16 protein-coding genes are annotated in these 15,546 nt (G+C 39.9%); all 16 read right to left on the bottom strand.

Annotated features, from left to right (window positions below; all coding sequences use genetic code 11):
* Positions 1-10: 10 nt before the first annotated feature.
* Entirely contained in the window at positions 11-1,609 is a 1,599-nt protein-coding gene (locus NSQ54_04110; GenBank protein WYP27306.1) for an extracellular solute-binding protein, read from the bottom strand.
* An 88-nt stretch (positions 1,610-1,697) separates the two neighbouring features.
* The gene (locus NSQ54_04105) at positions 1,698-2,606 is read right to left on the bottom strand and encodes a carbohydrate ABC transporter permease (protein ID WYP27305.1); all 909 of its coding nucleotides are present in this window, start codon (positions 2,604-2,606) and stop codon (positions 1,698-1,700) included.
* A gap of 12 nt (positions 2,607-2,618) precedes the next feature.
* Positions 2,619-3,590: an ABC transporter permease subunit gene (locus NSQ54_04100; GenBank protein ID WYP27304.1), complete on the bottom strand. Its 972-nt coding sequence runs from the start codon at positions 3,588-3,590 to the stop codon at positions 2,619-2,621.
* A gap of 257 nt (positions 3,591-3,847) precedes the next feature.
* A complete protein-coding gene (locus NSQ54_04095; GenBank protein WYP27303.1) occupies positions 3,848-4,486 on the bottom strand; it encodes a DUF624 domain-containing protein in 639 nt (212 codons plus the stop codon).
* 33 nt (positions 4,487-4,519) lie between these two features.
* The gene (locus NSQ54_04090) at positions 4,520-4,906 is read right to left on the bottom strand and encodes a VOC family protein (protein ID WYP27302.1); all 387 of its coding nucleotides are present in this window, start codon (positions 4,904-4,906) and stop codon (positions 4,520-4,522) included.
* Positions 4,907-4,924: 18 nt separating this feature from the next.
* Entirely contained in the window at positions 4,925-5,449 is a 525-nt protein-coding gene (locus NSQ54_04085; GenBank protein WYP27301.1) for a 5'-3'-deoxyribonucleotidase, read from the bottom strand.
* A 41-nt stretch (positions 5,450-5,490) separates the two neighbouring features.
* Positions 5,491-5,898: an NUDIX hydrolase gene (locus tag NSQ54_04080; protein ID WYP27300.1), complete on the bottom strand. Its 408-nt coding sequence runs from the start codon at positions 5,896-5,898 to the stop codon at positions 5,491-5,493.
* Between the two features lie 163 nt (positions 5,899-6,061).
* Entirely contained in the window at positions 6,062-9,550 is a 3,489-nt protein-coding gene (locus tag NSQ54_04075) for a hypothetical protein (protein WYP27299.1), read from the bottom strand.
* A 117-nt stretch (positions 9,551-9,667) separates the two neighbouring features.
* Positions 9,668-9,844 (bottom strand): hypothetical protein, encoded by a 177-nt coding sequence (locus NSQ54_04070; GenBank protein WYP27298.1) that lies wholly within the window; start codon positions 9,842-9,844, stop codon positions 9,668-9,670.
* A gap of 19 nt (positions 9,845-9,863) precedes the next feature.
* Positions 9,864-10,262, bottom strand: coding sequence for an HXXEE domain-containing protein (locus NSQ54_04065; protein WYP27297.1), 399 nt, complete (start codon positions 10,260-10,262; stop codon positions 9,864-9,866).
* A gap of 118 nt (positions 10,263-10,380) precedes the next feature.
* Positions 10,381-10,884: a GNAT family N-acetyltransferase gene (locus tag NSQ54_04060; GenBank protein ID WYP27296.1), complete on the bottom strand. Its 504-nt coding sequence runs from the start codon at positions 10,882-10,884 to the stop codon at positions 10,381-10,383.
* Between the two features lie 24 nt (positions 10,885-10,908).
* On the bottom strand, positions 10,909-11,610 hold the full coding sequence (locus NSQ54_04055) for an SAM-dependent methyltransferase (protein WYP27295.1): 702 nt from the start codon (positions 11,608-11,610) through the stop codon (positions 10,909-10,911).
* Positions 11,611-11,632: 22 nt separating this feature from the next.
* Positions 11,633-13,516 carry a serine hydrolase gene (locus tag NSQ54_04050; protein ID WYP27294.1) on the bottom strand — a complete coding sequence of 628 codons (1,884 nt, stop codon included), beginning with the start codon at positions 13,514-13,516 and terminating at the stop codon, positions 11,633-11,635.
* 293 nt (positions 13,517-13,809) lie between these two features.
* Positions 13,810-14,559, bottom strand: a complete 750-nt coding sequence (locus NSQ54_04045; protein WYP27293.1) for a glucose 1-dehydrogenase — start codon at positions 14,557-14,559, stop codon at positions 13,810-13,812.
* 63 nt (positions 14,560-14,622) lie between these two features.
* The gene (locus tag NSQ54_04040) at positions 14,623-15,306 is read right to left on the bottom strand and encodes a peptidase E (GenBank protein ID WYP27292.1); all 684 of its coding nucleotides are present in this window, start codon (positions 15,304-15,306) and stop codon (positions 14,623-14,625) included.
* Positions 15,303-15,485, bottom strand: a complete 183-nt coding sequence (locus NSQ54_04035) for a hypothetical protein (GenBank protein WYP27291.1) — start codon at positions 15,483-15,485, stop codon at positions 15,303-15,305. The genes NSQ54_04040 and NSQ54_04035 overlap by 4 nt, the downstream gene beginning before the upstream one ends.
* Between the last annotated feature and the right edge of the window lie 61 nt (positions 15,486-15,546).

Below are 15,546 nucleotides of genomic sequence, written 5' to 3'. Positions count from 1 at the left end.
TCTCATCAAATTAACTGCTTGCCCAACGATCGTAAGCCTCTTGATAGATTTCAACATATTTTTCAATATTCATGCTTTCAATGGTCTCTACGTAGTTATCCCAATTTGATAATGGCTCAACTCCAGTGATAAATCGAGCTTCTAATTGTTCAACGTATGACTTAAGGTCGACTTCAATCGTGTTCACGATTTCCTGTTCTTCATTGGTTAAATACAATAACGGAATCGGCACTTCTCCAAATGCATCAACCTTTTCTGCTGTTTCATCATCTAAAAACTGATCAAACTCAGATACTTCATCATCTGCATAGCGCATAACAAGTGTTGGTGTTGGAATGCCGTATGCCGGAGTTAACGTTCCACGATATTCCTCTGTACTTTCATATCCTGCCGGTAGATCTAACTCAACCTTATTGCCACTATCATCTATCTCATATAGATAACCTTCTGGGCCTCTGTTTAGATACTCAGATCCTTCTTCTGAATAGAAATAGTCTACCCAGCGAATAGATGCCTCTGGATGTTCATTAGAACTCGTAATAGAGAAGGTTCCTCTTGAGATTCCAGGATTGATTGGAATAAGTGGCTCATCCGTAATTGGACTAGATAGAGGATGAAACATTGGATTGTTCATCGATTCTTCCTCTGTTTCACCAGTTGTGAAGAAAGAGAACCAGTCAGGGAATAGACCCAATTTATTCTCTTGGCCTTTGGCCTTTTTCTGCTCATCAGATTGTGAGAAGGTTTCTGGATCTAGTAGCCCTTCCTCATATAGCTTGTTCATGTATGCTAGATATTCTTTGTAATTCTCGGAACTAGGAGCATAACGAATCTCACCGTTAATCTCTTCTACTCCCCAATCCTTCATGCCAAATGCAGCTAAAAACGCTTTGCGCGTGCTATTCATTTGAACATCAAGTAATGGAATCTCGTCCGCTTCGCCGTTTCCATTTGGATCCTCTTCTTTAAATCGAACTAGCAAATCATAAAGTTCATCTGTTGTTTTCGGTAGTTCTTCAACATCTAATGCATCGAGCCAAGCGCCGTTGTACCACATTGGAACAGCCCATCCAGCGTTTGGGTGCTGATTAATGGCAGGAAGCGAATAGATGTGTCCATCCACTGTAGTAATGGACTTAGCAACCTCCGGATTTTCATCTAGGAGTTTTTGGATATTAGGTGCATACTCGGCAATAAGGTCTTCTAATGGAATTAAGATTCCTTGTCTTCCGTAATCTACTTCCATACCAGGCGTTAAATTACCACTACCAGCTCCATAAATAATGTCGGCTACATCTCCACTAGCAAAAGCTAAGTTGAGTCTAGTTCCAAAATCACTCATCGGAGGCGTAGTATAATCAAATTTAATATTCGTTAACTCACTATACTCGGTAAGTGTAGGCATATCCTTCCACTCGGCCATTCCGGTACCAGGAGCCATTAATGAGAGTGTTATTTCTTCATCAACAATCGGAAAACCTTCCTTGTTGATCTCAACATCTGAACTAGATGGTGACGAGCTATCCGTAGTAGCATCATCTGAACTACATGCCGCTATTAAACCTAGACAACCAACTGCAGTTAAGGAAAGCGCTAACGATTTTTTCATCCTACTAACCCCTCTCGTTTTTAGGTGAAACTCTAATTAGTCATACCGGCCCTTTCCCTACTCACCCCCAATTTAGCTTAAAAAAGGCTCATCCTTTTAAAGAACCTATCATTACACCTTTAACAAAAAAACGTTGTAAGAAAGGGTATACAATGATGATAGGCAATGTAGAAACAATCATCACTCCGTATTTCACAATCGCAGCAAGCTGTTGTTTACTATGAAGCGCTTCTGCCATTTCGCCAGTTATCTGAGTATTATTTGATGACAACTCATTAAGGACAAGGATTTCTCTTAGTACCATTTGAAGCGGATACAAATTACGGTCCGATAAGTAGATTAATGCGTTAAAGTAACCATTCCAATGACCAACACCATAAAACAAAGCCATAACTGCGATGATTGGGGCAGAAAGAGGTAATATTATTTTCATGAACATCTTAAAATTTGAGGCTCCATCAATGGTTGCAGCTTCTTCCAATCCTTTTGGTATTGTTGATTGGAAAAACACTCTGGCAATAATGATATTCCATACAGCTGCTGCATTTGGTAAGACCATCGCCCATACTGTATCAATTAAGCCTAAGTCCCTTACTACGAGGTATGTCGGAATCAACCCACCACTAAAGAACATCGTTAAAACAAACATACCGGTAAAGAAACCTCTCCCAAAGAAATCCTTACGTGATAGGGCATAAGCAGCAGGAATAGTCACCAGCAGGTTAATTAACGTTCCAAGTACTGTATAAAAAATTGTGTTTAAATACCCTCTCCAAATTTGACTGTTTTGAAAGATCATTTCATATCCGGCAAACGTAATATCAACGGGATAAAGCCACATCTGTCCACTATTCACTGATGCAGGACTACTAATTGAAGCACTAATGATGTAGATGAGAGGATATAAAACGGCAATCAAAGCAAGTGTCAGACAAAGATAAACAAATCCTTTAAACAGCTTATCTACCTTTGTTTCTTGTATTGATGATGTGTTCATATAGCTCCCCCTTTACCATAAGCTTGTTTCACTTGTTTTTCTTGCAATTTGATTTACAACAATCAATAAAATTGCGTTAATGACTGCATTAAATAGACCAACTGCGGCTGCAAAACTATACTGAGCATCTAAAAGACCAGCCTTATATACAAATGTAGCAATGACATTTGAAGACTCTAGATTCAGAGGGTTTTGGAATAACAAAATTTTCTCAAAACCTAGTGCCATAATATTTCCAACGTTCATGATGAGAAGAATCACCATCGTTGGAAAGATAAATGGAATATTGATATGCCATATTCGTTGCAAGCGATTTGCACCTTCAACAACGGCGGACTCATGATGTTGTGGATCTACACCTGATAAGGCTGCTAAGTAGATGATGGTACCCCAACCAGTACTTTGCCACACACCAGAAAATACATAGACTGTCTTAAACCATGCAGGATCTGTCATAAACGCAATCGGTTCGAAACCCATCAACTGAATACCATGATTGATAATTCCAGTTACTGGTGATAAAAAGGCAATGACCATTCCTGCGATAACTACAACAGATATAAAGTGAGGAGCGTAGGTTACAGTTTGTACAGTTCGTTTAAAGAAGCTATCTTTTACTTCATTTAACAGAAGTGCCAATATGATTGGTAAAGGAAATCCAACAATTAACTCATAAACACTAAGTCCGAGGGTATTTTTAATTAGATCCCAAAAATAGTACGATTCAAAAAAACGAGTAAAATGCTTGAATCCAACCCAGTCACTTCCGGTTATCCCTGCAACGGGAGTGAAATCCTTGAACGCAATCTGCAGTCCGTACAAGGGCATATAATGAAAAATAAGAAAGTAAAGAAAAGCGGGTAAGATGAATATGTAAAGCTGCCAGTTCTGTAGAATCTTTTTTGTCTTTTTATTGTTCACTTTTTTAGGTGGAATTGTAGAAGGTGTCTTTTCTACAGGGAGCGTTTTTGAATGTAGTTTCATTGAATACCTCCTTCTCTTAAATTGCTCCAATCGTAGCACTGGAAGAGAAATAGTATCAATATGTTGTTTTCAAAAAATTGACACAATGGTGCAAACAAACAATGAAATCGCTTACATTAATTAGGCTTACTTATCTCTGAATATGTTCTTCTTGATGGAATGTGTATGTTATGACATCCCTTCAAGCATGTCATATACAAGCATTTCTGAAGTAATATTTAAAAAGAAGCTACCCGTGTAGCTTCTTAAGAATCTTACTATTTTGAATCTGAAATCGTGTTGTTTAGAACATGTAATTTCTTTTCTTCAACTAATAAACAAGCGCGATAAGAGAACCATACAATCGGGGTAAAGATTATTGAAGATCCCGCAAAGATGAAAAGAACCGGCATAAAGCTAAAGAGAAAATACAAAACGAAAAGACTGAGAACGATCGCGATAGTTTCCATCGGTCTTGCTAATGCAATAAATAATGATTGTTTAAAGTAGGAGAGTAAAGTTAACTCATACCTGACGAATATGGTGAACATATAAATGACTGTAATGAGGTAGACGAAGCAGATGAAAAGAATGACAGCATGTAAGTAAAATGATTGAATCATTTCTTCTGAGATTTTTAGATCAATATATAGAAACAATCCAACTCCCATCGAGACCAAACCCAATACGTTGGATTTCTTAAATTGTGCCTTATAGGTCGAATAGAACTGTTTAAATATAGGAAAGTCAAAATCTTTATCGTACCATTTATGAACGACTGAACATAGGGCCATCGTTGCCGGCGTGATACCTAGAACGACCAAACCAGCAAGCGTGAATACAACCCACAATATGTGAAGATACATAACCATAGCTAACCAATTACTACATTCATAAAGAACTTTTATGATATTCATTGGCTTACACCTCTCATAAAGAAGATTATAAATCTAGTTGTTATCACTAAAAAGACTAATCAAATTTCCATCTGGATCAGTAATAATGGCATAGCGCTGTCCCCACAACGCATCCCACGGCTCTTTATAGCTAGTGTAACCTTGCTCCATAACACTTTTATATAAATCATCTAAGGACTTCGCATCCTCACATACAAAAGCTAACTCAATCCGATGACCTGTTGGCTCTTCCCACGACCCATAGACAGATGTTGCTACCTCCACTGTATCAAAGGCAAGTCTTACTCCATCTTGATTTACTTCTACATGGGCCTGGTTGTCCATTTCTGATGCGATTTCAAATCCTAATGTTCGATAGAAATCAAGCGCCCGCTTCATATCCTTAACAACAATACCTACCATATCCAGTTTTATTGGCACATCCATTCACTCCTATTCTTATAGAAAATAATCCCGTACTTCCTTCCAATTGTTTACTCTAATTACACCTGTCTCATGTATGTTGTGAGGAGCGGTATAAAGTATTCCTTGTCCTTCAAAGGTTTTAAAATGCTTTGAGTTATCATCAATCAGATAGTCAGCTCGGATAATGCTTTTCTTTCCGCAAAAGACAATGTTCAGATCGCTTAGAAAAGGAAAGTGCTCCTTCAACCATTCGTATTTAGCTGTAAAAGAAGTTGGATATTCCATGGCTGCGGTTGTTATGTAGACTTCATACGTTTGGGTTAATTCTTCAATGACTTCCTGACTATCCTTCATCACTGCAAGATCCCGGAAAAATGTAGGGTCTTTAATGTAGCCTTTAATCTTGTCTTCAAGTTCTGGTCTTAGTGACTCTAACGTGCATCCATGTAAGTCTTCAATCTTAATCTCGTCATTATACTCTTTGTTGTATAAAGACAAATGTTTCGGGATAAAGTCAGCCATCACTTCATCCATATCAATGGCAATTCGTTTTTTCATTTCATTCACTTCCTGTTTCTTTAGTTGCTTACCTTAGTGTATCAAAATGTAACAAAGAAAGGGTGCTCTGCTCGATTTAAACTTTTTTCAATTCGTTCTTTGAAGTTTTTCCACTTAACCATCGTTAGTGCCTGCTCTAAAGGGAAAAATGCGACTTCATCGCTTTCATTTGATGGTCGGCACTCTCCTCCTATAGGCTTTCCTAAAAATAGTGTATTACAGATACACCCTTCAACATTTTGATAAATGCCACAGAATCCAGTAATTTCAATGATAATTCCACTCTCTTCTTCCGTTTCTCGAATGGCTGCGTATTCAATGGATTCGCCTTCCTCCACTTGACCACCTGGCATCTCCCATCCCCTATGTGGATTCTTAACGAGTAGTAACTCATTTTGATCATTTAAGACAATGGCTGCAGCTGAGACAATGTGTTTCGGTACACTCATTTGATCACTCCTTTTAACAAGCATTCGATAGACTCGGCAAGATTCCTTTAAAAAAGGTGGGACATAACATTAATACGGATGGCAAAAAACGAATGGCGAATGATTCGATCGTAGAATCATTCGCCGTTTTTTAATTGATTTTTAGTTTTGTCTCTGCCTTTTCTTATTTCCAGTTTGTAAAATAGTTCTTCAGCTTTCTCATTGACTGATTCCACTGATCTTTTATTGAGGTATCTTCTTCTCGTTTCTTAAGCTCCTGATACGTAGCAAATCCAATCAGAATGGCTCCCCCTGCCATAAGATACACCCACCAAGGGACACTTGCCCAAAATGTTCTCGTGGCATAAAGAGTGTTTACGAGTAATGCAACAACACCCGTTATAAAATAGGCAGCGTATTTCAAATAAAAGCCAGCGAGTATGGCGAGAACGGCAAGAATGCTTAAGGTTAAGCTGCCATAAAGTGTTTGATTGGCAAGCGTTGATAAACTCATCACAATAAACCCTAGGATGACAGTGACCATCTCAACAGGTGGTCTCCATGAGTAATCTTTGGCAACCATTCGAAGGAGAATGCTCACAAGAAGCATACATGGAACCGTATAGATAAAGACCATATACTCATCTGCAATTGGAAGAAGCGTCAGGAACAGCGAGTACGGATAGTAAAATCCGATTAACAGCGTAGCCGCCTTCACAAAGCGAACTCCCTTGTTTGGCTCTTTGATAAAGAGCAGAACGAGATACGCAAACAGTATGGTTGCAAGCGTAAGCTCCACAGCTGTTCCAATCGTTTGATCACCACGAAGCTGCAAACTCGCAAATAGGATCAGTAGCGTACTTATGATTTGATAGCTGTTTACTCGTTTGCTTGAAATGAAGGACCAGCCTACGTAATAAACACCTGTTGCTTTCCCTGCAAACGCTAAGGCGACGAGTAAAATAACAGTTAGAAGCGTGTTTTCATTTCCGAAAAGAACGACGAGTGAAGCGAACGCATATGGGATTGCAGTGTAGTTTCCTTTTTTAAGCTTCTCTTCAAGGTAATAAATACTTGCAATACTTACCGCAAAAACAATCGCTATTTTTATGATCCCATACGTTGTCGCTTCCCAAAGAAGTAATGAAATAGGATAGAGATTCAGTAAGACCAACCCAACCACGATTCCTTTTCTTTGATAGGACAGTGGTTTCCAAAGCATACACAGAAGGATGATTCCCCCTGTAAGCAGTAAGCTGTCTGCCCCTGTAACCACCGGTAGCTCAAGAAACCAAATCAAGTTGTGGACCAATAGGAAGATTCCCGCACATAAGCTTTGAGCAAGACGCCACGCTCGTTTCTTTGAACGAATGACTTCTACAATAAAGAAAACAAATGGTACGAGTAATCCATGAACATTTAAATCACTGACGAAGATGAAAAGTGTATAGAAAAGGCCCACGGTAAAAAGGAGAATGTGACCTGTCACATAGAACAAGGTTCCTCCCAGTGAGGTGCTTCGCTTGATCCCTTTTCCGATCCATATGAAGACGCCGCCTGAAAGGAGAAGAATGGCCCAGAAGCCTACTGTCGTTTCAGCAAGCACTGTATTCAGTAAGCTCATATACGTAAGTAGCGCAAAAGCAAGAACACCTGCGTAATATCCTGATTCCTTAAATATAACAACAGCAGCTACCAGGAAGTAAAGAACTCCAGCAAGCAGATAGCCAGTTAGAACAATAGGGTATTCATTAGCGAATACAAGATAATGATACAGGATCGTCATGAGAACGATAAGATAGAGTAAGCCACCAGAAGCATATGAAACAATGGCTGTCTGCATACCTTGCCATTTTTTGTAGGCGAAGTGTAAGCCTGAAAGTAAACCTGCACCTACTATAAAGTGAACCGTTGTATCAAGTGGAGCAAGATAGATGCTTTCACTTGCTCTGGCAAAATAAGATGTAATTACCGCAAAGAATAAGACAATGACTCCACTTACACTTAACACACGCTGATACGCTTTTACTTCATACCTAAACAAAACAGTGACAAATATGGCTAAACCGAGTAAAACCCCAGTCAGTAGCCACCATTCTAAAAAGACAGCAAGCTCCAAAGAAATCATTCCGAGTGACATTGCAGAAATGAGCTTAATTGGATGGCGAATCAACCTCGTATCTAACTTACGTAGGAAGATTGTCGCTACATAAAGAACCACAAAGAGCGCAACATACATCAGTACTTTAGTACTGATAGAGTTAAGATATTTACTGAGTAAATACCAGATTGAATAACTGGCTAACAAATAACCAAAGAACAAGGTCACTCGTTGTTTAGCTAACCACCCAGCCGAAATCAGAAGTACCACTGTCCCACAAATGGTTATGCCGTACAAGTTAGGAGAAAAATACTCGTCAAGGAGCATTAGTTGACTAAAGATATGTGTGAAAAAGATCGTAACAAAAAAGATAATCTGAATCGGCATATACAATAAGGCGTCCCCGGTTTTCTTCTTCTCTATCTGATAAACCGCCAGTAGGATCGTCGGCAACACTAACGTAAGTAAGGCATTATACCAGTCATATTCATTCGCGTTCCAGAAGATAAAGCCCGTTACACCTATGCTAAAGGTTAAAACGGCAGGGATAGAGAGAATTCTGTACACAGGCTGCTTTAAGGCGAACCAATAATAAAGAATCCCAAGTAACGCATAGTTACCAAAGCCAGCACGGCTCCAGTTAAATAAGATAAATTGAATAAAGGTCGCGAGAATGATCTGCGCGAGTATAAACCATGGTAGATACACACGATACGACTGCAACGCAGATAACCCCATTGCCTTGTTCCAAACAAGCAGTTGAGCAAACACAAAGATTGCTAGTATGAGTACATACGTCTCAATCGTGGATGAAATAAATCCAGCCGTATACAACATACTTGAAGCGGTCGCGAGAAGTGCAACAATCTGAAATGTACGGTTTGCTTCTATGCTATATAAAAACGCGTAAAGTACAGCACACGTAAGAGATGAAAGAGCTGCAAATAACAAACTTCCCTCTCCGCCCATTGATAAGTAGTCACCAAAGATTCCGTAGTAGCTAATGGAGAAAAACACGATCGGAACAAAAAAGGCAAACAGCATGAGAAAAGCAAGCATCGTTTGTTTAATGTTAAGACGATGAGCCACATAGCTCATTCCTGCAAACAATACGGCAATGCCACTAATTAAGAAAACCTTTGTTACTGGAGCAAGTACTAGCCAATTGGTTAATGCAAGCAGCACACCTCCCAAGAGCAACAACGCGACCCCAGACGTCAGAATATATGTTAAGCGACGTTTACGGTTTTCCTCAGGAGTACGCTGTTTTTTGACAATGGTTGGACGAACAGGCTGTGTTTGAACTGGTTTTTTAAGTGCGAGAGGCTCTTGCTCTTGCGTTTCGGCCGTCGTAGCTTCAGATAGCTGTAGCTCCTTCTCTGCAATCTCAGCTGCTTTTTGTTGAGCAAGCTCTTCTTTTTCTCGCTCCTCTAAAGCCAGAAGCTTTGCATCAAACCCCTTCTTCACCGCCTCATACGTAGACACATCAATATAATCCTCTTCCGCGAGTAAGAGCACCTCATCGATGGCCTGATCGATCTTGATAGATGCTTTCCGATTCTTTTCTTTCAAATGAACACCCCCTAATTCCTCATTCTTACTGATTAGTTTATACCTAATGTTAGTACCAGGTTATGAATGTTTGTTATTTTACACAAAGTTCGTTGAGATGAGCGCTGTGGTCGGGTATTACTTCCTTTCTACTGCGACACATTCTAGACATTCCAACCGCTGTAGCTTTGCGAATGCCTTTAAATTCGTCATACCATTAAGCTCTCCTGCATGAACGAATAGAGCTACCTTTTCATCTGATTGAAGCTCTTTTTTACAGCTAGAGCATTGTAACTTTTTTCTATTAAAGAACATGCTATCCCCCCTTAACTATCTATAGATGAATTAGAAGAAACAACGTATAGGGTGTGACTAGAAAGACTGCCGTGTAAAGGCCTGGCGTATATGTTTTGGCTACACATGTTTGGATGAGATGGATAAGGTTATGTACACATACAATCCATAGAAATAACTGAAAACCCATTTCAACACCAGGCACAAAAGAATATTCTACCCGCATGAAGACAACCACTGATACAAAAAGAAAGATGACAACGTCTCTTTTAGCAAACTCATTAGATCGAATATCCCAGAAGGTCCAGATTCGTTTGGTCCATTTTGATCGGAGAAGCCTTTTTCGTTTCTCTGCCCAGTGCTCGACCGTGATGATTTCTTCAAAGTCATGAACCATAAAGACTACGATAAATAACCATAAAAATGTTGTTTCAATCACGTACTGACCTCCATTTTATACAGATATCCGCTAGAAATGATCTTCATTCACACTAATTTTAGAAAAAGTTAAGAAATAAAATAGATCCTGTACACAAGCGTATACAGGATCTATTGGTTCAAGCTTCCTTCTTCCATTTGTAAATTAGTACATCAACATTCTCACCTTTAAGCGTAATTTGTTCTTCTTGTTGAAGGGTTGCTCCCATTTTTTCATAGAAAACTTTTGATTGATTATTAGCTAAGACCTCGACGTAGATGGTTGTGCAGCCTAATGTATAGAGGTCTTCTAAAATTTGATTGGTTAGACGAGCGCCAATTCCTTTTCCTTGTTCTTCTTTAAAAAGGTAAACAGTCGTTAAGTCCCCTACATTCTCATCTTTACTTTTATCACGCTTTTCCCCTGAGGCAATACCAATGATTTGACCATCTTCGTCCTCAGCTACATAAATGATCGCTCGTTCGTTCTGAATATTGTTCTCCCATAGCTTTGTTCGATCATCATATGAAAGATTCTCCAACATTTCATCGGGTAGTAACCCTTTGTATGTAGTACGCCAGCTATCGACATGGACCTTTGCCATAGCAGGCGCATCTTTTATAACGGCCTTTCGAATAGACATCGTACACCCTCTTTTCTCTACGATTTATCGCTTAATGACTAACATCGTATGCGCATTTCTATGAAACTCATACGTTGTTCGGACTTCCGAGACTGAATATCCTTCTTCAATTAACGTTGCTTTTACTTGATCTAAAGCAGCATATCTCGCGCCTTCAAGATCAACTAAAGGAAAAAGCCTCAATTCTTTTTTGGTGACACGGAGCAATTCTTTGATTGTTTTAAGGTGAAATGCCTGATCCAGTCGATCACTATACATAAATAAAAAATGGGCCGAGAGCGTTAGATCAAATTGTTGGTCTGCAAAAGGGAGAACCGGAAGCATGGCTGACACATATCGCTCAGGATACGTCCTCATATGATCTGTACAGTCTGCGAGCGCCGCAAGACGGTGCTCTTTCACATCCTCTACATTTTTAAAGTAGTCCCATAGATACTTGTCCTCTGCTTTCGATAACCCCTTCATCGCATACTCAACGTCTTCTAGTCCCTTCTCGTGCAGAGACTGCATCGAATGAGTGTAAGCCATGTCACATGCCGTTACATCTACACCTTTGGAATGGGCATGCGCTGTAAACGAGCACGCCCCGGCCGGACAATCAAGCACTTTTTTACCTTGTAAATCCTGCTCATTCAACCCAAATATGTTCATATATTCATGAAACGTTCTTCCAATAAAAATGACTCGATCTAACTCTAAATAATGACTCGTCTCTGCTCTGCTCATCCTCGCTCACCTCTCTATTTGCTTACCTATAAAACTCAAACACACTCATAAGAATGATTAATACCACAATAAAGATTATTGATAACATATACATGATCTTCTCTTTTACGGTTGACCTTGTTTTGCGCCAATTTAAAATCATAAATAACATGGCGATTCCTGCAATCCCTGTGAACACTCCATTTATCACGAGTTGAGGCATGATCTCTGAATACGCCCGCGAGGCATTCATTAGCATACGAATAACTAGGATTAGAAGATTAATAATTAACACTGTTCCGCTTAAGGCAAGAACTCCATGTGCCATTGATATTCCCGAACTTGGACGTTTGCTTTTATTTCTAATTACTTTTATTAATAGGATAATCGGAATCAAGAGGAAATAGAGCGCAATTCCAACTGCAAGGACTCCATATATCCATAGATATGGCATACCCTTACCAGGTGGAAACGGTTCATAATCTGATATCGATGTTGAGATTCGATCAACAACCCCATTCTCCATCTGCACAAATAGCTGACCCATCGCATGGAATACAAGGTCCCCCTCCACTAACTTATAGGTATGAGGACTTGTTTGCAGGTAGGTTGCAGAAAAACCGGCATAGTGCACCTCAACTTGATTTTCTTCTGAGGACTTAATAGTAAGTGGCATAAGATCAAAATATAAGCTTATAAAGCTATGTTGAGGTCTGCGAGTAGCAATGAACGATCCTTCGATTGTAGGTGGTAAATCTTGTGCTCCTACGTCCTGTTGTACGCTTTCTGCTCCAACAAGTAGCTCTGTTAAACCATAGTTAATCTCCATTTCGCCTGCTTGGTTTGTCATCACAACCACTGCAAATTCTTCTTCTGGCACTAGATGAACATGACTGGAGAAAGAGTTTGTGTTACCTCCGTGATACAGGCCACGCGCGGCCCCTGTATACTCCCACAAGCCATGAGCAATTCCATTAACCGATTCATCGGCTGTATAGCTCTGTGACAGAAATGTATGAAGCGTTTCTTGTTCGTGGAACAACGGCGACGATTTCCCCTCGTGTGGCAATAAGGCATGAATAAAAGTAGATAAGTCACTTGCCGTCCCGTTCACACCACCACTTGGATACATCGACATGTAAAACCAATCTGACTCAACAAACGTAGAAGGATTAGCTAACAGATACCCCTTTGCTTTTTGGTCTTTTAGCTCTTCCTTGCCAAGAAACGTTGGATGAATCGCTGTGTGATTCATCTTCAGAGGTTCAAAGATTTCGTTCTCTACATACTCATAAAAAGGCTCACCTGTTACCTGTTCAACAATAAACGCAGCAAGGGCTGTTGAGAAATTTGAATACGCTACGACTTCTCCTGGCGTATACACTTGATGTGGCTCTGCAATCTTTAGCCCTTCCTCAAGCGTCGTCACATGTTCAGGTGTAGGAAATCCAAGATCAAACACATTGTCTTCAAATCCAGCCGTGTGGTGCATTAAATCTAGAAATGTAATGGGTTCTTCTTTACTCAATTTTGTAAGAAACCCATCAGGTAAATAGGGCTCGATATCATCTGATAGATCCAATTGTCCTTGCTCAGCAAGCTGCATTAATGAAATCCAAACGAGAAGCTTACTGACTGATCCCCATTCCATGATGGTCTCAGTTGGACTCATCGCAACATTTTGTTCAATATCAGCGAGGCCGTATCCTTTTGAAAAGACGACTTCGTGATTCTTGATCACTTGAATACTCGCTCCAGCCGTTGTATTACCTACCCATTCATCTACATACTCATCAATGGTTGCTTCAATGTCTGAGACTGGAATGCCAGACGGTGTTTCTTGCCCAGAAGCATAAGTCTGCAGAGGATACAGGAAAAAGGATAACCACAAAATGATGATTAAGGCCATACCTTTGTTTGTCTTCACTAAGCTCTCTCACTTTCTATAATGTCATCATCCATGGGCGTTCCCCCTTATCTATCTATATATTTGACTAATAAATGGTTAATACCTGCTTTTTAACAGAGATTTCGACAAACAAAAAAATATGGGTCAGAACAGTAATTGACTTAAAATGACACGAACATAGCAATACAACCGCTACAGGTGAATCCCTCGCTTGTTTTGTTAAAAAACACAAATGGCGAATGATTCAATAATTGAACCATTCGCCATTTGCTTGTTTAGGTATAGTTATGTCCAGCCTCATAACTCACCTTTTATTGAGCTGTAAATCCACCATCAATTGGGATTACTGCACCATTGATATACTTCGCTTCACCATTTAATAAGAAGCAAACAAGCTCTGCTACTTCTTCAGGCTTCCCAAGGCGTCTTTGTGGAATAGCAGCTAAGACACTTTCCACTTGTTCAGGATTAGCCTTACGATACTCAGCTACCATTGGTGTTTCTGTTGTACCTGGTGAGATGGCATTCACTTGGATTCCTTCTCGCGCATATTCAACAGCAATCGTTTTTGTAATCCCAACGATTCCGTGCTTAGTTGCAGAGTACGATCCCACTGTTTCCTGTCCGACAAGTCCTGCTGTAGAAGAGGTGTTAACGATGGAGCCTCCACCATTTTTAAGCATCACTTCAAGCACATATTTTAACCCGTACAATGCACCATGCAGGTTAATTCCAAGTACAAGGTCAATTTCCTCAATAGTATTTTCCACAAATCGTTTGCCGGGACCTGAAATACCCGCATTATTATAAAACATATCAATCGTTCCAAATGCTTTTACGGTTTCGTCAACATACCGTTTAACGTCTTCCGCTTTACTAACATCGGCTTGCACAAATATTGCCTCTGCGCCTTGTTCCTTTACAAGATCAACAGTTTCATGACCTGGCCCTTCAGCTAGATCTACTACAGCAACATTTACTCCCTGACTTGCAAGCTTCACAGCCACTGCACGTCCAAGTCCATTGCCTCCACCTGTTACGATTGCAACCTTTTTACTCACTGCTTTCACCTCATAGAATTCGATATTCAGAACAACATTTATTATACTCTCATTGCTTTTAGATTACTCTTTTAATGCTTCGATGCTATCTGCTTTACTCCCTACTTGTTCGTACCCTACTCCACTTTTATTCGTTGATTGAATGGAATGATATAGTTCCTCGTCAATAAAATGTAGTGCTGTTCCGTCGTTTATTCCATAGCCTTCAAGCATTTTGCCATCATTAATATACCGTTCATAAGCAGGACGTCTTTTTTCCTCTCCATCATAATGCGGACAAACACTTCCTTTTAACAAGCCTAATCCGTTGATTGGGTAAAGTGGACCGTTTAACGGATCGGTTAAACCTTGTTCAAACCAGCAAATGGCGCCGGCACTTAAACCGGCGCAGATCAAACCCCTTTGATAGGCTTGTACAAGAATCTTATCTAAACCCCACTCCTTCCACAGCACCATCATGTTCCGAGTACTTCCCCCACCTACATACACAATATCCTGCTCAAGCACAAAATCTTCGAGGTCATTGAAGTTTGCATCAAATAAAGATAAGTGAACCGGTGTGCACGGCTTCTCTTTGAAAGCACGATAAAAGCGTGTGATGTATCCGTCCTGATCGCCGCCGGCTGTAGGGATGAAGCAGATCTTAGGCTTGGCTTTGTTTGCTTGTGCCAAGATATAGTCATCAAGCGTTGAATTGTCAGGTTCCATAGAGAACCCTCCCCCTCCAAGCGCAATGACCTGCCTCATGATTTAGATACTCTTTTGTTTGTTTCGATGCCAAATCCAAAAACAGATGTGACCATGATAAAAAAGAACAGAATCTCAATTATTGGATCCGCTCGCCATGAGCCAATGAAATACATAAACACAAGAATGACAAACAGAACGGAAGCGATTCCTTGCATAATAAAAGACAAATTCTTCATTTATATTCCTCCCATATATAAAACCTCTATTACTTCCTTCTATTTAACTTGAAAAAAACCT

This window comes from Alkalihalobacillus sp. FSL W8-0930 (assembly GCA_037965595.1).
Lineage (GTDB): Bacteria > Bacillota > Bacilli > Bacillales > Bacillaceae_D > Alkalicoccobacillus.
The sequence above is the reverse complement of the archived record's forward strand: the minus strand, read 5'-3'. Positions and strand labels throughout refer to the sequence as shown.